Below are 19,590 nucleotides of genomic sequence, written 5' to 3' on the forward strand. Positions count from 1 at the left end.
AATACTGCCCAACACTCGTGATCACTGAGCCGCGGGACGTACCTGAGGCCCGAGTACGTATGCCTCCACCGTTGCCGAGTAGCACTGCTAGCGGTGGTCAAGTCCCGTTGATTGGTGTACGAAAGAGATGAATCCTTCTGTTGTGGTTTAGGCGGTCAGTTCTCCTGTGGTCGCGGGTTCGATCGTCTCCTCCTTTGATAGTGCTGCGGTCCGGCGCGTGAGGACGGCTTGTGCTTGCGCGAGGGCATCGATGCCGAGGTAGCGTCGTTGCTCGGCCCATTCGTCGTGCTGCTCGGCCAGCACGGCACCGACCAGCCGGATGACCGCGTCCCGGTTGGGAAAGATCCCGACCACATCAGTACGCCGGCGGATCTCCCGGTTCAGCCGCTCATTGGGGTTGTTCGACCAGACCTGCTTCCACACGACCTTCGGGAACGCCGTGAACGCCAGCACGTCCTCGCGGGCTGCCTCGAGGTGCTCGGCCACCGCGGGCAGTTTCTCGCTCAGCGCGTCGATGACGCGGTCGAACTGGGCCCGCACCGCGTCGGCATCGGGCTGGTCATACACGCTGTGCAGCAACGCTTTGACCCATCCCCACGAGGTCTTCGCAGTCGCGTCGGAGAGGTTCTTCGCGTAATGCGTACGGCACCGTTGCCACGACGCGTTCGGCAGTGTCGCGCCGATCGCGTCGATGAGGCCGGCGTGCGCGTCACTAGTCACCATCGCCACACCCGTGAGGCCACGGGCGAGGAGGTCCCGGAAGAAGCCCAGCCAGCCGGACCCGGATTCCGATGAACTGGCCTGCACGCCTAGCACTTCGCGGTACCCGTCGCCGTTCACGCCGGTCGCCACCATGACCGCGACCTTCACCACGCGGCCGCCCTCACGCACCTTCATCATCAACGCGTCCGCGGCCATGAACGAGTACGGCCCATCAGAAAGCGGCCGGGTGCGGAACTGCGCTACCTGCTCGTCGAGGTCCTTCGCCATCACCGACACCTGCGATTTGGACAAGCCCGTGATGCCGAGGGTCTGCACCAGCTTGTCCATCCGGCGCGTGGACACACCCAGCAGGTAACACGTCGCGACCACGCTGGTGAGGGCGGCTTCGGCGCGTTTACGTCGTTGCAGCAGCCAATCGGGGAAGAACGTGCCCTCCCGCAATTTCGGGACCGCGACATCCAGCGTGCCCATACGAGTGTCGAGGTCGCGGTGCCGGTACCCGTTACGGCGGTTAGTCCGCGCCTCGGTGCGCGTGCCGTAGTCGGCGCCGCACACCGTGTCGGCCTGCCCCCAGAGCAGTGTGTTGATGAACATCTGCATCAGTTCACGTAGTAGGTCGGGGCTGGCTTGGGCGAGGTGCTCGTGCAGAAACTCCTGCGGGTCAATACTGTGAGGCGTAGCGGTCATCGTGGTGCGGTCCTTTCGAGTGGGATCTAGACAGTTCTCTCGAAGGATCCACCCGGTGACCGCGTCTGTGTTGTATCGACACGATCACCGGATCGGTCGTACACCAACTCTATGGACTTAACTGCAGCTCAGCGTATTTCGCGACCGAGTCACGGCTCACACCCAGAGTGCGGGCGATCTGACGGCCGGGGACTCCCTCGGCGTCTAGACGCCGGATCTCTTCTTGAACAGTCATACCTATCGTCATCTACTTTCCGGCTCCCTTTGACCGTCACAACCACGACACGGGTAACAACGGGAAGGAACCTATGCCGACCACTAGCCGACGCCATTCGCGCCAGGAGGATCGGGAAGGGAGTTACATCAACACTCGCGACCGTCCACCAGACGAACGCTGCGAGACTGGCCGGATTCTTAGCGCTCACTCGGCAGGAAACCGGCCACTAAACCGGCAGGAAAACCCCGCCGAAACGACCTACAAATAGTTGATCACAGACAGTAAACGGATCCTGTTCACTAACCGCGAGGACTGGTCCAGCGCCAAGGTCGTCGCCCCTACCGCTCCCAGAACGAGGTCGAATCCTCCTTCCGGCAGATAGAAGACCCCACGTCGTCGCCTTCGGGCCGATGCACCACTGGACCGACTCCAAAATCCGCGTCCACGTCTTCTACTGCGTCCTCGCGTGATCATCGCCCGCCTGGTGCACCGCGAAGCCGACCACGCCGGACTGCGCCTCTCGGTGCGTGAGCCGCTGGCCACTCTGGCCGGCAGTGAAGAGACCGTGCTGCTGTTCCATGACGCCGCCAAGGGCCGCCCCCGCGCATGCTCACCGACATGACCCCCGATCAGCAGCGGCTGGCTCGGCTCGTCGGCATCGACCCCTACGCACCCACCGCTGAAAGCCCACAACAGTAGTTAGGCAATACACTCGACCAGGCCATAATCTACTTCTGAGCAGTGCAAACACTGACCGCAGCCGTACTACCGGGAAACTCCGGCCAGAGTGGATGCAAGCGGACGAGTGCACTATGCCGGGGCACTCGGGTCGGTTACAGCGGCTGTCTTGATTTTCCGAAGTGTCCGACGTGGCCCGCGGACTAGGTAACCAATTTCATCGGCACATGTCGAAGCGCTTCCGCAGAAGCGCTGGACCGAACCCGGGTTGCGACGCCCGGTCGCGACCACGCGGGGCGATGATCAGGGAGATCAGATTCGACGTCGCTGCCCGTTGATCGGCTGATCCGTCACGACCCGATGACGCGGGCGCTAAGACCGGCGAGTTCGTCGATGAGCGTCGGGCGCCCCAGGTACCGGCGGGTTCTGGTGATTTCGTTAACGACGCCGAGTGCCGCGCGAACGAGCGCCGAAGCGTGGGAGGCGTCAATCCCCGGACGGTCGGCGCGGAGTAACCCAGCGAGGTCGCCGATGTACGACTTTTGGCCGAAGCGCCCGGTTTCTTCGTCAGGGATGTCTTGGAGCTCGTGGGAGAGCACGGCAACGAGGCTGGTGTTCCGTACACCGAATTCCGCGTACGACCGCACCGCCATCAGGAGCCGCTCGCGAGAGCTCGTGTCCGCTGACAAAGCATTGGTGATGCTCGCCTGGAGCCAACCAGTGCCTGGGAGTTGGCCGGCGATGAGGAGTGCCGCCTTGTCCTTGAAGTATGCATAGACGGTCGGAACAGTGACGCCCGCTGCTTCGGCAATATCCTCAAGCCCGGTGTTGTGGAAGCCGCATTCGCCGAAGAGCCGGGTCGCACAGCTCAGAATGGCGGCCCGAGTCGTCGCGTGCTCCCGGAATGCGGCGACGTCGCGGACGGCGGGTGCAGGCCTCCTCTGCTGGGGAACGAGACAGTCCGACGACGTTGCCGCTTGGAGGGCCCTCAGCGTGATTTTCCGCTGTTTGGTGGCGGGCACTCGTAGCTTGCGGGTATACGAGGGGCTCGCAGCGATAGCGAACTGGACTCGCGCCATGAGCTCGGCGTCCCAGATCGACCATTCGGGGCGCAACTCGGCGAGAAGTTCGGCTAGAACGCCGACAATGGCATGCCAGTCACCGCGAAGGTCCTTAGCGACTGGATCGTCGAGGTTGCGGATCTCGCGGTGGATAACCGCGCCGTACGCCCGTTTCTCCACCGACAGGGAAGCGAGACCGACCTGAAATTTCCGGAGTTTGGCATCGGGGGATTGAGTACCGGCGAGAGTTGCCTCCACAAGTTCGCGGACACTTGCGGTGCCGTACCGCACCACTTCGGCGAGAAGATCTTCCTTGCTCGCAAAGTGCCGGTAGACCGATGTGCCAGTGGTTTGCGCCCCGGCCGTCAGGTCAGTCAAACTGGCACGCCGGAACCCGAATCTATTGAAAACCGGGACAGCTGCCTCAACAAATGCGATGCGACGATCACCGGCACCAGGTGAATGCGTTGGAGCCATGCCGTCCTATCGGTTTGGTGTTTTGGCGCAAGGTTTAAGGGTAGACGATCGCGACGACCGCCCTCGCTCTCAACCTCTTGTCGGCGTGGCGGCAGCGACTGGCAGTACGGACCCAATTACTGCCGCCACCCTTTGGGTACACGACGGGAACTGATGCGCGACTAAACAGTTGCCGTTTACACGCGCCTTGCTCGGCATTCCTATCGACGTGACTGCGATCCCCTTCTGTGAGCCGAAAGCCGACCATACATGCGGAACTGCCAGCAAGCCAGCGCGACCCCTTGACGCGGAGTGAATCTCGACTATAGTTTCAGAAAGTTCTAACTCGCAAAGACGTTTGATCGTAAATCCGCTACTTTGCCTCTATTGCAGGCATCGCATGCTCCTGCATAATCGATACGGTGCACCAATTGGATGCATAACTAAAGATACGAGGTAGCACCAAAACCGCGCATGCCCTTCTTCGGGGCGCTCGTCAGAGAGGACGAAACCTTGGCTCAACGCGCTGCCGGCTCGATTCGCTACGACGTCCCCAGGTCCAAGGTGGCGCGAGTGACGCTCGCGCGACCAGACGCGCGGAACGCCCAGGACACCCGCCTCCTGCACGAACTGAACGACGCGTTCGACCGTGCCGCCCAAGACGACGAGATCTCCGTCATCGTGCTCGCCGCCGACGGACCACACTTCTCCGCAGGACACGACTTACGCGAGTCGCCCGAGGACCAGGCGATGGATCAGTACCGAACCGTGGGTACCTGGTGCGGATTCGGGTGCGAGGGCGCGGAACGGCAGATGGCCCGCGAAAAGGAGATATACATCGGCTTCTCCGAGCGCTGGCGCAATATTCCGAAGCCCACGATCGCCCAGGTACAGGGCAAGACGATCGCCGGCGGATTGATGCTGGCGTGGCCGTGCGACCTCATCGTGGCCTCCGAGGATGCCGAGTTCATCGACAACACCGTGCGCATGGGCGTGCCCGGTGCGGAGTTCTTCCAGCACGCCTACGAAGTCGGCGTCCGCAAGGCCAAGGAGATGCTGTTCACCGCGCAACCGGTCACCGCCGCTCAAGCGCTCACGCTGGGGATGGTCAACCAGGTCGTCGCGGTCGATCAGCTCGAGTCGACCGTCCTCGCCCTCGCTGAGAACATCGCGCAGAAGCCACTCTTCGCCCTCAAACTCGCCAAGGAAGCAGTCAACACCGCCCAGGACGCCCAAGGACGCGTGACTGCCATGTCGACCGCGTTCGCTATGCATCAGCTCGCGCATACACACAACCTGGCGGTGCATGGATCGCTCATCGATCCCTCGTTCATGCGCCCGGGCGCCACGAACGAGCGCGGCGCGAAATGACCGCCGCCGACCTTGAAATCGAACGCCGCGGAGCGGTGATGTGGATACGGTTCAACCGCCCACACCGACTCAATGCCATCACGCCCAATATGCGTCGCGAATTGCTCACGGCCTTCCAGGACCTTGCCAGCGATACCACCGTCCGCGTGGTCATCTTGCGCGGAAACGGCCGCGGGTTCTGCGCAGGGCTGGACATCGTCGAGCTTCAGGATCAGCCTCAGGATTCTGGGGCGAACGTTCATCTCCCGGACGTCATCAAGGCAATGCGCGCCTGTCCCCAACCCATCATCAGCGCGGTACACGGACCAGCCTGCGGCGGCGGATTCGCCTTCGCCCTTGCCTCCGACGTACGGATCGCCGGCGAGTCCGCACGCATGAACGACGCGTTCGTACGGCTCGGCGTATCCGGTGCCGAAATGGGTGTCTCGTACTTCCTCCCCCGCATCGTCGGACTCACGATCGCCAGCGAGCTCATGCTGACCGGCCGGTTCATCGATGCCGACCATGCCTTGAAAGTCGGTCTGGTCTCCGAGGTCGTACCCGACGACGAGCTCGACGACGCCGCCCGCGCACTCGCTGAGGAGATGCTCGCCGTAGCGCCCTTGGCACTGCGCAAGACCAAAGAAATCCTCACCACGTCGCTGGCAGTCACGGAGCTGGATGAGGCACTGGCCATCGAAGACCAGGCCCAGCTCGAATGCATCCAAGGCCCGGACTTCGAGGAAGGGCTAAGGGCCTTCCGCGAGAAACGCCAACCCAACTTCGGAAGTTTTGTCCCGTCCCCACGACACCACGACACCAGGTAACACACGGAGGTATCAAGGTATGGCCCTGTACAGTATGGTCTCCAGCTGGGCCCGTAGCGCGAGGGAAACACCGGACGCACCGGCAATCACCGTCGGCGACGAACCCTCGATCAGCTGGACCGAGTTGCATCGCACGTCCAACCAGTTCGCCCGCGTCTACGCCGAAAAGGGCGTCCGCTACGGCGATATCGTCACCGTCTCCCTGCCCACGTCGTACGAGGCAGTGTGCGCGATCCTCGCGATCGTGAAGCTCGGTGCGACCCCCAACCCCATCTCAGCGAACATGCCCGAGAATGAGTTGCGGCCCCTCCTGGAGCTCGCGAAACCGCGACTCGTCATCGCCGAGGACGGTGCCTACCCGGACGACATTCCGACCGTGGGCCTGCACGTCGACCTGACCGGCGTTTCCACTGACGATCTTCGCGAAGTCATCTCGCCGTCGTTCAAGGCCCCCACGTCCGGCGGGAGCACCGGCCGGCCCAAACTGATCATGGCCGGTTCCCCGGCGTTGATGGACGACGGAGCGGAGACGCCGGGGCACAAGCTCGGTATCCCGACGGACGGGTGCATGCTGTCGGCCGGCCCGCTGTACCACAACACCGCCCTGACGCTCATCCTGACCGGGTTGAGCCTGCGCAACCACGTCGTCCTCGAGCGGCGGTTCGATGCCGAACTCACCCTGCGCCTGATCGAGCGCCACCGGGTCGAGTTCACGCTTCTGGTTCCCACGATGATGAGCCGAATCTGGCGGCTGCCCGCGGAAGTCCGCAACAAATACGACCTATCGAGCCTTGTTGGGCTCCATCACAACGCGGCGCCGATGCCGCCGGAGCTGAAGCGCAACTTCATCGAATGGCTCGGCCCGGACCGGGTGTACGAGAACTACACCGCCACGGAGCAGTCAGCCCAGACTCTGGTCTCCGGTCAGGAATGGCTCGAACGTCCCGGCACCGTCGGACGCGCGACGATCGGCGAGTTCGAGATCCGTGACGATGAGGGAAAGAAGTGTCCACCGGGACAGGTCGGCACCATCTACATGCGCCGGCCCGTGGGCGCACCCCGAACCTTCTTCTATATCGGCGAACCCGACCCCGAGGTCGGGGGCGGCTGGCACAGCGTCGGCGACCTCGGGTCCATGGACGAGGACGGCTATCTGTACCTCGCCGACCGGCGCGCCGACCTCATCATCTCCGGCGGCGCGAACGTGTACCCGGCGGAGGTCGAGGGTGTCCTCAGCGCCCACTCCGAAGTTTTGGACTGCGCTGTGGTCGGCCTCCGCGACGACGACCTCGGCCAGCGGGTGTACGCGATCGTGCAACCCGCAACGCCGGACCTCACCGCTGAAGACCTTGACGCGTTTATGCGCGAACGCCTCAACCGGTACAAGTGCCCCCGCGACTACGAGTTCGTCGACCAGCCCATCCGTAACGACGCCGGAAAAGTCCGCCGCAGTGCCCTCGCCGCGGCCCGGGACGGCGGCGACCGCAATCAAGCCACCTCAGGAGTAAAACGATGACCCAACCCATGAAGACCCTCGTCGGTGGATTCGCCTTTCTGGAGTGTCCGCGATGGCACGACGGCAAGCTGTGGATGGTCGATATGCATCGCGACCTTGTCGTCGTGGTGAGCGAGGACGGCTCTACCGAGGAGATCACAGTACCCGGGCGGCCCGGCGGCATGGGCTGGTTCCAGGACGGGTCCCTCGCAGTAGCGGCCACCCAAAACCGCAAGATCATGAGGTACCACGACGGGGAACTGTCCACCTACTGCGACATGAGCGACATCGGTGACTCCGAGCACGAAATCAACGACCTCGTCATGGACGCTAACGACCGCTGCTATGTCGGTGAATTCGGAGTGGACGTCCATGCTTGGATGGCTGAAAACGTCCCGAAGGTGGAAGAGCACGGAATCGCCATCCTCGCCGAGGCCCCCCTCGACGAAGCGGACGTGTTCCTCGTCGAGAACGGCCAGGCAACGGTTGCCGCCAGTGGATTGCGCTTCCCGAACGGGGCCGCCATCAGCGTCGACCAGACGAGGTATGTGGTCGCCGAGACGTTCGGCCTGCGGTTGTCGGAGTACAAGCTGATCGACGGAGTACTCAGCGACCGCCGCATCATCGATCTCGGCTTCGGTCCCGACGGAATCTCACGGATGGATGAACAGGGCGGGATCTGGCTCTCGGACCCTATGGGTTCCAAGGTGCACCGCGTGGATGCCACCGGCGCTATCACCGACACCGTCGAGTGCGACCTGCCCGCGTACGCCTGCGAAATCGGCGGGAGCGACGGCCACACTCTGTTCGTCTGCCTCGCGTCCAGCGCCGACCCCAACCTCACCGTCAACACGCGGGACGCACGTATCGACACCGTTCAGATCGGCATTCCGGCAGCGCATTGAACACCTGGCGTCCGCGGGCGGACCGATCCGGTTCCACCGCGCACCTACCGTCACGCTCACAGAAAGAGCCCATCATGCTGGGTCATACCAAAACCCGAATCGCGGCAGTCGTCGCCACCCTCGCGTTAGCAGTCCTCACCGGCTGCAGTAGTACCTCCAACTCCGCTGGGTCCTCTACGGGCGTTGATACGTCCAACGGACCGTCACTCAAGGACCTTGCCAGCAACGAGCAGAAACTCCCCGACCTTTCACCGGTCAAGACCGAGGCGGGAAAGAACGTCTGGATCGTCTCCTGCAGCCTTGAGGCCGTCGGATGTGCCGGCCTCGCCGGCGACATCAAGTCGATCATGGAGGACCACCTCAAGTGGAACGTCACCATGTTCGACGGGAAGCTCACTCCCGCGACTTACTCCGCCGGCATAAACCAGGCGATCGTCGCACACGCAGCCGCAATCGTTCTGGTCGCCATCGACTGCTCCAGTGTCAAAACCTCCTTGCAGAAGGCCAAGCAGGCCGGTATCCAGGTCGTGTCAGTTGCAGGCTTCGACTGCCCCGACCCCAGCCAGGGTGGTGGCGAGTCGCTCTTCACGTCCGCGGACCTCGGCGGATCCCCCGGCAAACAGTTCGGCGCCAGCGGGACCGCACTTGCTGACTACGCCGCGGCGCAAAGCAAAGGTAAGGGCAAGATCGTCGTCGCCACCGAACCCGACTTCCAGGTGGTCGTCGTCGAACTCGAGGAGTTCAAGAAGGAACTTGCCAAGGTTTGCCCAGATTGCACCATCGCAGCTGAGGCCCCCGCGCTCGGTGCCGACCTGGCGAATGGCTCAGCGGCGGCCAAGCTGAACAGCATCGTCCTGCAGCATCCGGAGGCCAACCTCTTGGTCGCTCTCCAGGACTCCCAGCTGCCGTACGTCACCAACGCGATGCGGACATCCACGATCAAGCTGCCTATCATCGCTTCCGGTGGTACCGAGGCGGACATCGAGATGATCAAGAACGGCACTATCGAGGGTGTTATGGCTAACGACACCGCACTCAGTGCCTGGCTCGTCGCCGACACCACCGCCCGCCTCATGGCGGGCGCCCCCACGATTCAGATCGACCCGGTTTCGACATTGGTGGACAAGGATCGCAACCTGCCCGCTAGCGGCCCCTACGTGATCAATACCGACTACCAGGCCGCTTTCCCGAAGGCGTGGGGCGTCTCATGATCCGCACGCAACACCCCGCGCTGGAATTCCGGGCGGTCTCGAAAACCTTCGGGACCACCCGTGCCCTGAGCAACGTATCGTTCGATGTCCCGTCGGGCCGCGTGCATGCCCTGTGCGGAGGTAACGGTTCCGGGAAATCCAGTCTCATCCGGATACTCGCCGGCGTCGAAACCGCGGACACCGGGACGGTGACGGTCGGAGGCGTCGAACACCAGCTCACCGACCCCAGCCCGCAATGGGCACGGGAATCCGGGCTGCGTTTCGTACATCAAGACCTCGGACTGTTCCTGGAACTTTCAGTCGCCGAGAACATCGCCATGACCGCCCGGTACCCCACGAACAGGGCGAAGACCATCTCTTGGCGGCAGGTCCATCGGCGTACCGCCGATGTCCTCGAGCGATGGAAGATCTCCGCGCGCCCAAGCGACATCATGTCAACGCTCGGCCCCGCCGTCCGCGCCATGATTACCATCGCCCGGGCGTTATCGGCCGAAGACGCAACCAGCGGCGACAACGAAATGACCGGTCACGGCCGGACCCTGATCCTGGACGAACCGACCTCGGCATTACCGGAGGCCGAAGTCGACCGACTGCTGACCTGGGTACGACGCACGACCGAACAGGGCAACACTGTCATCATCGTGACGCACCGCCTCGATGAGATTCTCACTGTCGCTGACTCCATCACGGTTCTTCGCGATGGTGATCACGTCGTGACGCGGTCACGAGAAGGACTCACCCATCGAGACCTCGTCACGTACATCGCGCCGACCGCGCTCGAAGTACAGGAAAAGACTGCACCTCTCGGGAACGACGACACGAGCCCGGTGCGCGCGCCCAAAACAGCGGAGCCGAGACTCCAGGTGCGTCATCTGAGCGGCGGGTCCCTCCGGGACGTGTCGTTCACCGTCTATCCCGGCGAAATCGTCGGGATCGCGGGCTTGCTCGGTTCCGGCCGTACCCGTCTGCTCAAGTACTTGGCTGGCGCTCTGCGACCCGATTCGGGTGTCATCGAGCTCGACGGCAACGCGATCGAGACCTGGCCCGGGCATCCTGCACTCCGAGCCGGCGTCGTACTGATTCCGGAGAACCGAGCTGACGACGGATTGTTCCCCGGACTGAATATCGCGGAGAACCTGGAGGCGGGATCACTCGCGGTGCAATCGCCGCTACGGATCGACATCGCGGGGCGGTTGCGGTCGCGCGCGAAAAACAAGGTCCGCCAGTTCGGGGTCAAAGTCGGCAGCGTGAGTGACGACATCCTCACCTTGTCTGGCGGCAACCAGCAGAAGGTCCTGATGGCGCGCTGGTTGTCGCGATCGCCGCGCCTGATCCTGCTGGACGAACCGACCGTCGGCGTCGACATCGGAGCCCGCAACGCCCTGCACGGCATAGTGCGTGAGGCAACGAATGCCGGTTCCGCCGCCGTGTGCGTCACGTCCGATCTCGATGAACTGTGCGAGCTGTGCGACCGCATCCAGGTGCTCCATCAGGGCGTCCTCAGCGAGCCCATCAGCGGCGAGGCCATCTCGGCCAGCGCTATCGGACATGCCGTTTACGGAGCTTTGGACGTGCATTCATGAGACCTCTACAGGACCCTTCGGCATCTTCCGCGGACCTATCCGCACCGGCCGAGGTCATCCACCCCGATGGAGTGGTTCCCGGAACGGACCTCGACGAGGCCTCCGCGCCTACGGCGCGGCGGGGTACGCGCGGTGTCGTGCTGACGATCCTGTCCCGGTACTGGCTCGCGCTGTTCCTCGTGATCGAAGTCGTGACGTTCTCCATCATGCGACCCGACACGTTCATGACCTCAGCGAATCTGCACGCGATCTTGTTGTTGCAGACAGTGCCATTCACCGCGGCGCTCGCGCTGACCGTGCCGCTGATCGTGGGTGAGTTCGACCTGACAGTCGGTATCGTCACAACCGGCAGTGCCGTCGTCATTGCGGGGCTGATGGGCGCCGGTGTTTCGTCTGTGCTGGCCATCGTGGCAGCTTTGTTGATAGCGATGTGTATCGGCACGGTCACCGGCCTCCTCACCGCCCGGTTCGAAGTCAATTCGTTCATCGGCACGCTCGGAATGGCCACCATCCTGGGCGGGTTCATCGACCAGTACACCGGCGGCCTGGCGCTGAACCGCAGTATCGCACCGTGGCTGACAGACCTGTCACAGCAACGGCTCGGCGGCGTGCCGGTCCTGACGATCTTCGTCGCTGTTCTCGCGATTGCTGCGTGGATCGTCCTTGAGCATACCGTGTACGGACGCAGGCTCGCCGCAATCGGCGCGAACCGGCGGGCAGCGGGCCTGTTAGGGCTGCGGGTTCGGACGCTGGTGATCTCGACGTTCGTACTGTCGGCGCTCCTGGCGGCCGTCGCCGGCGTTCTGCAAGTCTCGGTCGAAGCGGCCGCGAACCCGACCTCGGGTGGGTTCTCCCTGGTCATTTCCGCCATCACCGCCGTATTTCTCGGCGCGACCTGTTTCCGTCCTGGTCACTTCAACGTAGCAGGGACTGTCGTCGGCCTCCTCTTCCTCGCATGCGGTGTCTCGGGGCTAAGCCTCCTCGGACTCGCGGCGTGGGTCCAAAACGTGTTCACAGGTATCTCCCTCGTCCTCGCACTGGCCCTCGCGGCCGCATTCAGAAGGGCTGCTTCATGACAGAGTTCCAAGACAGAGTCGCTATCGTCACCGGCGCCGGGCGCGGCATCGGCCGCGCAACCGCACTGCGACTAGCCAGGGAAGGTGCTCGTGTCGTCGTGAACGACTTGGACGAGGCCGAGTGCCAGTCCACCGCCGACGCCATCGGCGCGGCAGGTGGTGTCGCGGTCCCGGTTCCAGGAGACATCACGGCGACTGACCTGCCCACTCGGGTCGTGCAAGTAGCAACGGACGAATTCGGACGTTTGGATATTCTGGTCAACAACGCCGGGTGGGTCGAGCGTGTCCCGATCCGTGACGTCACCCCATCGCGTTGGAGTCGGATGCTTGCGATCCACGTCGATGCCAGTTTCCGGATGCTGCAGACGGTCGGCGCGTCCTTCATCGCGGCGCACCGTGAGGAACGAGATCGCGGCGAGATGCTCCAGCGCAAGATAGTCAACGTCTCCTCTGTAGCCGGGATCTATGGCACTCCTGGGTCCATTCACTACGCGACGGCGAAGGCCGGCGTGATCGGTATGACACTGGGAGCAGCCAAAGAGTGGGGTCGGTACGCCATCAACATCAACGCGATCGCATTCGGTTTGATAGAAACCCGCTTAACCGGCGGCGAAAGCGAAGAGGACCGCGCCGCCCCCTCCAAGCTGGAGGTCGCGCCGCTCGACGATCAGAGCTTCGCTAGAGGAGCGAGCAGCAATGCCCTGGCGCGCGCCGGGACCGCTGATGAGGCAGCTGCGGCGATCCGATTCCTTTGCTCAGCGGACGCCAACTTTGTATCGGGGCACACACTGGTCTGTGCTGGAGGGACGGGCAGCTAGATTTCTTGGGTCGTGTCTGTCGTTGAGGGTGAGTCAAGTTTGAGTCATGTTGCGAGTCCGGCGCGGTTGAGCAGGTCGTTGATGGCGCGGTCGTAGGCGTTGCTGGCGGCGCGGAGTTTTCGTGAGCTGGTGGGTATGGTTCACTGATTTCTACGTCACCGTCCGTGAGCAGACAGTGATGGGTGCGGGAGAGGAACAGCGCCTGCTATGCCCCTCGTCGGTGACTCGGTAGCGGTGACTGTGCGGGACACGTTCGATGAGCCCATGGTGGCGTACCCGGCGCAGGTCATAGGTTCCCTACCCGCTGCTCAGAGTGTTGGGCTGGTGCCCCCACAGTGGATCAAGATACTCGCGTAGTCCCGGTTAGTGAAACCTCTTGGCAGAAGCCGGAACACGAGTCGGGCCTGCTCAAGAACGCGCTCACCCTCGACATCCCCGACGAGCCCGGTGACTTCTCGACGACCATGGTCCGCGACGCCGCCCTGGACTTCGTTGACGTGTGCGACCAATCGGATGAGTACTGCCAACAGCAGGACATCGACCCGGTGGTGCCGCTCCTAGTGGCGCAGATCCCGAACAAGCAGGCCGGCGAGAAGGACACCGAGAAAGGACGCAAGGATGAGGACGAGCTCATCCATCTCGTCCTGGAGACCATCCGTAAACACCGGCCAGACATGCCAGCCGGCAGCGTCGCCCACGTACTCGGCGACCGGGCCACCATCGAGATCGGTGCCTACGAGATCCCGAAGGTCGCTCCGCAGGACGTCCAGCACGACCACCGGATCCGTGTACTGCTGGCCAAGGACGCGGTCTCCACCGGGTGGGACTGCCCGAGGGCCGAGGTCCTGGTGTCGCTGCGCCCGGCGAAGGACGACACCTACGTCACCCAGCTGCTCGGACGCATAGTGCGCACACCACTCGCCCAACAGACCAGCGTCGAACAACTCAACATCGCCTCGTGCTACCTACCATATTTCGACAAGCAGACGGCCAAGATCGTCGCCGAAGAGCTCATGGGAATGCGGGAACCCCGCTCGGGCGAACGCGGCGCATCCGTGGCGAAGGTGATGCTCCAGCCGGTCACACTGACCCGGAACCCGGATGTACCCACCGAGGTGTACCAGCTGATCGAGGGCCTGCCATCGTTCGCGAAGCCCGCTGCCGCTCCGCGACCGATCAAGCGCATCCTCAAGGCTGCCCAGGCCCTCGCCCAGGACGAACTAGTGCCGTACGCCGATAAGATCGCGCACGACGCGATGTTCGACGTGCTCGACGCCATCACCGAAGACCACGTGGATGCGGTCGAGGACCAGGCGAAGAAAATCATGACGGCCGACATCAGGCGGATCCTGGTTGAGCGCGGAGAGGACGAGGCAACAGCCTCCACTGCCACGCGCGCCGCCGATGCGGCCACGGTCGACGATGCCCTGCGGCACCTGCGCCGGCTCATCACTGCGTCTGTGGTCAACCGCTACCTGACGAAGAACATGCAAGCCGCCATCGTTGAAGCTGACAGCTTCAACGATCTGGCAACGATCGACATCACCGCGGTCCGTGCCCGGGTCGCTGCTCTGGCGTTCATCGACTCCGACGTGCAGAAACCCGTCGAGGATGCCGCCGACTCGCTCACTCGTTATTGGCTGACGACCAACGCGAAGGCCATCGCGAGCCTGCCCGATTCGCGCAGACCAACCTACGAGGCAATCCAGGACATGGCCCGCGAGCCGGAGCAGGTCACCATCGAGATCAAGACCGACGAGCAGGTCGACTCGGTCGACACCGACGGCAACTGGCTGCCGACGGAGAAGAAGCACCTGCTCTCCACGACCGAGGGTCACTACCCGCTTGAGCCGAAGATGGCCAAGAACCGCTGGGAGCGGGCCACGATCACCCAGGAACATAGCGCCGGAACCCTCGCAGGCTGGTACCGGAACCCGTCCGCCGGAAAGAACTCGCTGCGGATCGCCCACAGGTCGGGGGAGGTATGGAAGTCGGTCCAGCCGGACTTCGCCTTCTTCCACAACAAAAACGGGAATCTTCTGCCCACGATCGTCGACCCGCACGGCGCGCACCTGGGCGACTCCGCGCCGAAGCTGAAGGCGCTGACCGAGTACGCCGACGAGCACGGAGAGAAGTTCGATCGCATCGTCGCGGTCGGTCTCGAGAAGGACAACACGCTCTACCGACTCGACCTGAAGGACCCGAAGATCCGGCGCGCTGTCTACGAGTCGCCGGCGGACACCGACTCGATCAAGAAGCTTTACGACCGTCACGGGGAGAAGTACACGACCATCCCGGCAGACCTGTAAGGAATGAGAGGAGGGGACGCGGGCTGATCAAGCGCGGGCACAGCCTGCCGAGTGGACCGTCGTGATTCGGAAGGTAGCCCATTGAGATCTGGCCCCACGCCGTCGTCGAACCCGCGTCCTTCGAAATTGTAGAAGTCGTACTCGCTATCGGCTGAATCTCCGGCTTGCCCCTCGACCTCGAATCGTTGCATCCCAGGCGGCGCTGGTCCACTTACCGGAGGGCCGGCGGTCTCCTCGACCTGCGCGGTGGGGACGGCTTCGAGCATGCCGGCGCCGATCGCGGCATAGAGCACGTGCGCGACCCGGCGATGCCGCCATGCGGCCGGTGACTCATACCCGCAGGCGAGGTACACCGGCTCGGTAATCGCGTCGAGATCCTGGTCGGGTGTGACGAGTAGACGCGTGTCCGCGCACTCGGCGCGCTCTCCCCTTTTGTACCGATCGACTCTGGTCGCGTCGGGCAGGTGCCCTTCCCTGTCTGATCTCCATCAGTGTCTTGGATGAATTCCACTGCGCTGAACCCGTCACCTCGATGCCCAGCTCACCTACGGCACTCATGCGTATCGGTCTGCTTCTCGTACGGAGAAATCGTCAGGGAACATTTCCCGCAGACATCGCTACGCCTCTGGTTGGGGCACTCACATTGCCTACATGACGGGCATTTGGGTTCCCCGCACACGTCGCAGAGTATCGGTTCGCGATCCAGCGCGTATTCGTCGCGTTCGCAGCCAGGGTTGCCACAGAGGTACGTCGCTGCCTCAAGTTTCCCGTAGCCGAATCTGGCAACTGGCGTGAGTGCGATGAACACGCAGCGCCCTGTGCTATCCAGCGCGGCGTGCGCGTACATATCTTGGAGTCTTAGATTCTTGTCGTAGTGCACTCCTTCGGTGAAGCGTCGCCGAACGAGTCCGGTCCGCGCTTCTTCCGCTAACGCGGCAAATCCTGGCTGCGCTCTCCCCCGCGCCGGCGGATAGTTCTCGCCGTACGTCGCGCGTGAGTGCATTACTGTGCCATCGAGTCCAGAGACAGCAAGTATCCACTTACTGCGGTGCTCCATGATTGTCGCGATGTGTTGTAGAACGGCTGACGGGGAGGCGGCTGACCTCTCGTGTAGGTCGGCCATCACGGCCGCGGGAGAGACGTCGACGTTGGTCTCGTCCGCGGGTTGGAGGTCCGTGAGGAGTATCCGTGCGGCGATTGCGTTGCAGACATTCTCCTCCATTTTGCGACGGGCGTCTTTACTCAGGTCGAGCAAGACGTAACCCCACTCGGGATGCGTCTGCTGCATGTGGTGTGCAAGCTCGTGCAGGATCGTAAAGTTGTCTCGCCGGTTCCCTGCAGGGTGGATGTAGATGATCCCCAGGTCACCGTCGTAGTAGCCGCCACCGCACGAAGCTGCTGGGAGACGTTCCCTCTCGACGACAGTAATTTCAGCGATTGCATTTACGCCGGCCCGGGGATCCGTCTGCAGTACTCCGAGATCAAGGTAGGGGCATGTCTCGATCAGTGCGCGCGCTACTTCTGTAACCGGCCCTCCTGCCGCGAGCCGGGCCCAGTCAGGCATCACTCTGTCCAGAGTCTTGAAGACGCGCGATCGCGTCCCGTAACTTTTCGGGACGTCGGGATCGACTGTCATCTCGCGCAGCTAGTCTTAGTGCCTCGCGGGATACCCTTACCCGAGTTGTGCCCTCTCGTTCGCGCCTCTTCCTGCCGAGATCTACGACATCTGATTTGAATACAGGCCGCGCCAATTCAGACAAATATTCAGAGGCGGGGTCCACGCCGGTCAGGTCAACTTCGGGAACGCCGACGGCTCTGGCCAACCGGGAGAGGTCTGGTGCACTAATAGGCTTCGTACCCGACCAGATATTTCGCGTTGCAACAACGTCCAGTCCAAGCGCGCGGCCCACAGTCTGCGCATCGATTCCGGCGGCGCGGATCTTGTTCTCGTCTAGCACGACCTCCCCGGTGTCCGACCGCGGATCGTTGAAGCACAGTTCGGCCCAGTGCTCGGTCATAGTGCGATCAGAAGCGCTGTTCGCCTCGTCTGACGAACTGCCGCGAGCGAACGGAAGGCCGGGGAGTTCGCCGGCGTCCGTTGCCGCAGCCACTTGAAGAACCTGGCGTTCGCTAAGAAGATTGCCGAGACACCGATCCAACAAGTGCTTTCCGAGGCCGGTTTCGCGACTCGGCCACAGGACCACGGGGACGGCAAGCGGCGTAACGCGCACGACAAGGCCTGGGGCGTACGAGGGCTCCTCCGCCAGAGTTACCGGCCAGCCGATGATGTAGTCGGACTTGTTCGCTGCCACCATGACGTGGCCACACGGCGAGCCGTCCCACGAAAGAACCCAGAGGTCACCTCGTCTGATGTCCGTCTCTCCCGTGCCTCGACGCCATAAAGCCGCAGCGTCGACGCGAAGAGAATGTGGCGGTTCGATGGTCGTCACGGAGGCTCCTCTTCATTTAGGCAGAAGTTCTACGTTACTGCCCGAGATCACTTCAGTCGATCCCGGTACAGCATCAGAAGCTGTGACTTCTCGGACTCGGTGAGCGTGCCAAGATAAGCACAGGCCTTCCCGCCCGTCTTTGCTTTGTACACGCTGTGGATCCACCGGAGCGACCAGTAGCCCTCCTTGTTCAAACCGATCTCGGGCTGTAGTGCGCTGAACAGGTCGCCCTGATGCGGACGCCCGTCCGTGGATGACCTCGCTATCGCTGTCCAAACAGTTGGATCGGACGGTCTAGACGCAACGCAGCCCATCGGTCGAACCACGTTGCCAACCCTGGCAGGCTCACTAGTGGACTTGCGATAAACCTTGTACACATCGCCGTTCTCGGCATTACTTTCCGGCACGCTGAGATCTTATGTCGGCGCTACGACAACAAGTCTCCCTGCACGTCTCTCCCCGGCGTCGCTGGCTGAGGAATTGGCGCCACCAGGGTGTTTACGCGGGATCGTGCGTCTGATGCTTGATAAGCGACGTCGGCTGGACAGGAGCCACGCGGAAAACGTCATCTGCGACGACGGCGCCCACGCTGCATTCCACGCGGCGAATCCCCATCACAATGGCCGAATCGCACGGACATCCAAGACTGGTAGGCCCGGTCTTGAATTGAACCCGCTTACGAGAAGTCGAAAAGACGGCCATCGTTGGTTGCCAGACGCATGCCAACGATCAGCGGCCTTTTCAATCGGCCCGGGTGAGGTTCCGGCCGATGTCGTGTCTGGGGTGGTTCGAGAAGAGCACGCTGCGCGGCGAAAAAGATCCGACTTGGCGGTCCAGACCACTTCAGAGCCAGCCAGAACCGGTATTCCGAATTGGTGAGCAGATGAGTAGTCCCCAGACCTGGCTCGGCTTCAAGCAGCTTCTGATATCCAGGGCTGTCTACATCCAGATCGGCGTAGAAATCGACCGACCGGAGACTCGACACAGCACGGAAGCCCAAATACCCCTGGACCACTTTCCATAGGTCGGTCTCTCTGCTCACTTCTAATCTGCCCGCGTAATGCCATTCGGGCTCCAACTCCCTCTTATCTGGGTTTTTCGCTGTGGAGATCCAGATCTCGGTCGACATAGATAGAGGCTAGGCCTATCTATGTTGCAACAGCAGTACTTACGCCGTGGACCGCGAGCGCTCTATAGCCCGGTACACCGTGGTCCGTCCGATACCGAACAGTTCAGCCAACTCGCTGGCGGTATGTTCTCCGGCGGCGTGCAGCTTCACCAGATGCGCCTCTTGTTTCGCGGACAACTTCGGTGCGCGCCCGCGTAACCGGCCTTTCGCGCGCGCGATCGCCATGCCCTCGCGAGTCCGTTGCCGGATCAGGTCCCGTTCAAACTCTGCGACCATACTCAACACATTCAACAACAACCGTCCGACCGGGTCCTGAGGGTCGTGGACGGATCCGCCGATACTGAGCCGCACTCCCCTGCTCGTTAGCTCGTCCACGATGTCGCGGGCATCGCGCACCGACCGGGCGAGCCGGTCGAGCTTGCTGACCACCAGCGTGTCACCGTCGCGGACCGCGGCTAGTGCTTCGCGTAGACCGGGCCGGTCGCGGTTGCTCCCGGTGAGCCCGTGATCGACGTACACGTGCCGCTCGTCGACGCCGAGCTGTGCGAGCTGTGCGCGTTGAGCCGTCAGGTCTTGCTCGTCGGTCGAGCATCGGGCGTAGCCAATCAGCATGAT

The 19,590-nt window shown here is 62.9% G+C and carries 16 protein-coding genes; 10 read left to right on the forward strand and 6 right to left on the reverse strand.

Features of this window, described 5'->3' with window-relative positions; all coding sequences use genetic code 11:
- Positions 1 to 147 precede the first annotated feature (147 nt).
- Positions 148 to 1,410 carry an IS256 family transposase gene (locus tag CLV47_RS19445; RefSeq protein WP_106350790.1) on the reverse strand — a complete coding sequence of 421 codons (1,263 nt, stop codon included), beginning with the start codon at positions 1,408 to 1,410 and terminating at the stop codon, positions 148 to 150.
- Positions 1,411 to 2,111: 701 nt separating this feature from the next.
- Between CLV47_RS19445 and CLV47_RS22150 the strand changes: the two genes are divergently transcribed.
- Positions 2,112 to 2,249 carry a hypothetical protein gene (locus CLV47_RS22150; RefSeq protein WP_170111168.1) on the forward strand — a complete coding sequence of 46 codons (138 nt, stop codon included), beginning with the start codon at positions 2,112 to 2,114 and terminating at the stop codon, positions 2,247 to 2,249.
- Between the two features lie 406 nt (positions 2,250 to 2,655).
- Here CLV47_RS22150 and CLV47_RS19450 read toward each other — a convergent pair whose 3' ends face one another.
- On the reverse strand, positions 2,656 to 3,843 hold the full coding sequence (locus CLV47_RS19450) for a TetR/AcrR family transcriptional regulator (RefSeq protein ID WP_106350791.1): 1,188 nt from the start codon (positions 3,841 to 3,843) through the stop codon (positions 2,656 to 2,658).
- A 492-nt stretch (positions 3,844 to 4,335) separates the two neighbouring features.
- On the opposite strand from CLV47_RS19450, the gene CLV47_RS19455 reads away from it, so the two are divergent.
- From CLV47_RS19455 to CLV47_RS19495, 9 genes are all read left to right on the forward strand, one after another.
- On the forward strand, positions 4,336 to 5,193 hold the full coding sequence (locus tag CLV47_RS19455; protein ID WP_202862704.1) for an enoyl-CoA hydratase: 858 nt from the start codon (positions 4,336 to 4,338) through the stop codon (positions 5,191 to 5,193).
- Entirely contained in the window at positions 5,190 to 5,999 is an 810-nt protein-coding gene (locus tag CLV47_RS19460) for an enoyl-CoA hydratase/isomerase family protein (RefSeq protein ID WP_106350793.1), read from the forward strand. Before CLV47_RS19455 ends, CLV47_RS19460 begins: the two co-directional genes overlap by 4 nt.
- A gap of 19 nt (positions 6,000 to 6,018) precedes the next feature.
- Positions 6,019 to 7,515 carry an AMP-binding protein gene (locus CLV47_RS19465; RefSeq protein ID WP_106350794.1) on the forward strand — a complete coding sequence of 499 codons (1,497 nt, stop codon included), beginning with the start codon at positions 6,019 to 6,021 and terminating at the stop codon, positions 7,513 to 7,515.
- Positions 7,512 to 8,399 carry an SMP-30/gluconolactonase/LRE family protein gene (locus CLV47_RS19470; protein ID WP_106350795.1) on the forward strand — a complete coding sequence of 296 codons (888 nt, stop codon included), beginning with the start codon at positions 7,512 to 7,514 and terminating at the stop codon, positions 8,397 to 8,399. The genes CLV47_RS19465 and CLV47_RS19470 overlap by 4 nt, the downstream gene beginning before the upstream one ends.
- A 74-nt stretch (positions 8,400 to 8,473) precedes the next feature.
- The gene (locus CLV47_RS19475; RefSeq protein ID WP_146135454.1) at positions 8,474 to 9,610 is read left to right on the forward strand and encodes a sugar ABC transporter substrate-binding protein; all 1,137 of its coding nucleotides are present in this window, start codon (positions 8,474 to 8,476) and stop codon (positions 9,608 to 9,610) included.
- A complete protein-coding gene (locus CLV47_RS19480; RefSeq protein WP_146135455.1) occupies positions 9,607 to 11,193 on the forward strand; it encodes a sugar ABC transporter ATP-binding protein in 1,587 nt (528 codons plus the stop codon). Before CLV47_RS19475 ends, CLV47_RS19480 begins: the two co-directional genes overlap by 4 nt.
- Positions 11,190 to 12,269: an ABC transporter permease gene (locus tag CLV47_RS19485; protein ID WP_106350798.1), complete on the forward strand. Its 1,080-nt coding sequence runs from the start codon at positions 11,190 to 11,192 to the stop codon at positions 12,267 to 12,269. The genes CLV47_RS19480 and CLV47_RS19485 overlap by 4 nt, the downstream gene beginning before the upstream one ends.
- Positions 12,266 to 13,087, forward strand: a complete 822-nt coding sequence (locus CLV47_RS19490; protein WP_170111169.1) for an SDR family NAD(P)-dependent oxidoreductase — start codon at positions 12,266 to 12,268, stop codon at positions 13,085 to 13,087. The genes CLV47_RS19485 and CLV47_RS19490 overlap by 4 nt, the downstream gene beginning before the upstream one ends.
- A 335-nt stretch (positions 13,088 to 13,422) precedes the next feature.
- Positions 13,423 to 15,396 (forward strand): hypothetical protein, encoded by a 1,974-nt coding sequence (locus CLV47_RS19495; protein ID WP_106350800.1) that lies wholly within the window; start codon positions 13,423 to 13,425, stop codon positions 15,394 to 15,396.
- Here CLV47_RS19495 and CLV47_RS21885 read toward each other — a convergent pair.
- The 4 genes from CLV47_RS21885 to CLV47_RS19520 all read right to left on the reverse strand — a co-directional run bounded on the left by CLV47_RS21885 (position 15,357) and on the right by CLV47_RS19520 (position 19,587).
- Positions 15,357 to 15,749 carry a hypothetical protein gene (locus CLV47_RS21885; protein ID WP_146135456.1) on the reverse strand — a complete coding sequence of 131 codons (393 nt, stop codon included), beginning with the start codon at positions 15,747 to 15,749 and terminating at the stop codon, positions 15,357 to 15,359. The genes CLV47_RS19495 and CLV47_RS21885 overlap by 40 nt on opposite strands.
- A gap of 188 nt (positions 15,750 to 15,937) precedes the next feature.
- Entirely contained in the window at positions 15,938 to 17,032 is a 1,095-nt protein-coding gene (locus tag CLV47_RS19500) for an ImmA/IrrE family metallo-endopeptidase (protein ID WP_146135457.1), read from the reverse strand.
- Between the two features lie 1,490 nt (positions 17,033 to 18,522).
- The gene (locus CLV47_RS19515; protein WP_106350804.1) at positions 18,523 to 18,975 is read right to left on the reverse strand and encodes a hypothetical protein; all 453 of its coding nucleotides are present in this window, start codon (positions 18,973 to 18,975) and stop codon (positions 18,523 to 18,525) included.
- Between the two features lie 39 nt (positions 18,976 to 19,014).
- Positions 19,015 to 19,587, reverse strand: coding sequence for a recombinase family protein (locus tag CLV47_RS19520; protein ID WP_106350805.1), 573 nt, complete (start codon positions 19,585 to 19,587; stop codon positions 19,015 to 19,017).
- Between the last annotated feature and the right edge of the window lie 3 nt (positions 19,588 to 19,590).

This window comes from Antricoccus suffuscus (genome assembly GCF_003003235.1).
In the GTDB taxonomy this organism is placed as follows: Bacteria; Actinomycetota; Actinomycetes; order Mycobacteriales; family Antricoccaceae; genus Antricoccus; species Antricoccus suffuscus.

Coding starts and splice junctions, on each gene's coding strand:
- CLV47_RS19445 (WP_106350790.1), bottom strand. CDS start 1,410: ATGACCGCTACGCCTCACAGTATTGACCCGCAGGAGTTTCTGCACGAG.
- CLV47_RS19450 (WP_106350791.1), bottom strand. CDS start 3,843: ATGGCTCCAACGCATTCACCTGGTGCCGGTGATCGTCGCATCGCATTT.
- CLV47_RS19460 (WP_106350793.1), top strand. CDS start 5,190: ATGACCGCCGCCGACCTTGAAATCGAACGCCGCGGAGCGGTGATGTGG.
- CLV47_RS19465 (WP_106350794.1), top strand. CDS start 6,019: ATGGCCCTGTACAGTATGGTCTCCAGCTGGGCCCGTAGCGCGAGGGAA.
- CLV47_RS19470 (WP_106350795.1), top strand. CDS start 7,512: ATGACCCAACCCATGAAGACCCTCGTCGGTGGATTCGCCTTTCTGGAG.
- CLV47_RS19475 (WP_146135454.1), top strand. CDS start 8,474: ATGCTGGGTCATACCAAAACCCGAATCGCGGCAGTCGTCGCCACCCTC.
- CLV47_RS19480 (WP_146135455.1), top strand. CDS start 9,607: ATGATCCGCACGCAACACCCCGCGCTGGAATTCCGGGCGGTCTCGAAA.
- CLV47_RS19485 (WP_106350798.1), top strand. CDS start 11,190: ATGAGACCTCTACAGGACCCTTCGGCATCTTCCGCGGACCTATCCGCA.
- CLV47_RS19490 (WP_170111169.1), top strand. CDS start 12,266: ATGACAGAGTTCCAAGACAGAGTCGCTATCGTCACCGGCGCCGGGCGC.
- CLV47_RS19500 (WP_146135457.1), bottom strand. CDS start 17,032: ATGACAGTCGATCCCGACGTCCCGAAAAGTTACGGGACGCGATCGCGC.
- CLV47_RS19515 (WP_106350804.1), bottom strand. CDS start 18,975: ATGTCGACCGAGATCTGGATCTCCACAGCGAAAAACCCAGATAAGAGG.
- CLV47_RS19520 (WP_106350805.1), bottom strand. CDS start 19,587: ATGCTGATTGGCTACGCCCGATGCTCGACCGACGAGCAAGACCTGACG.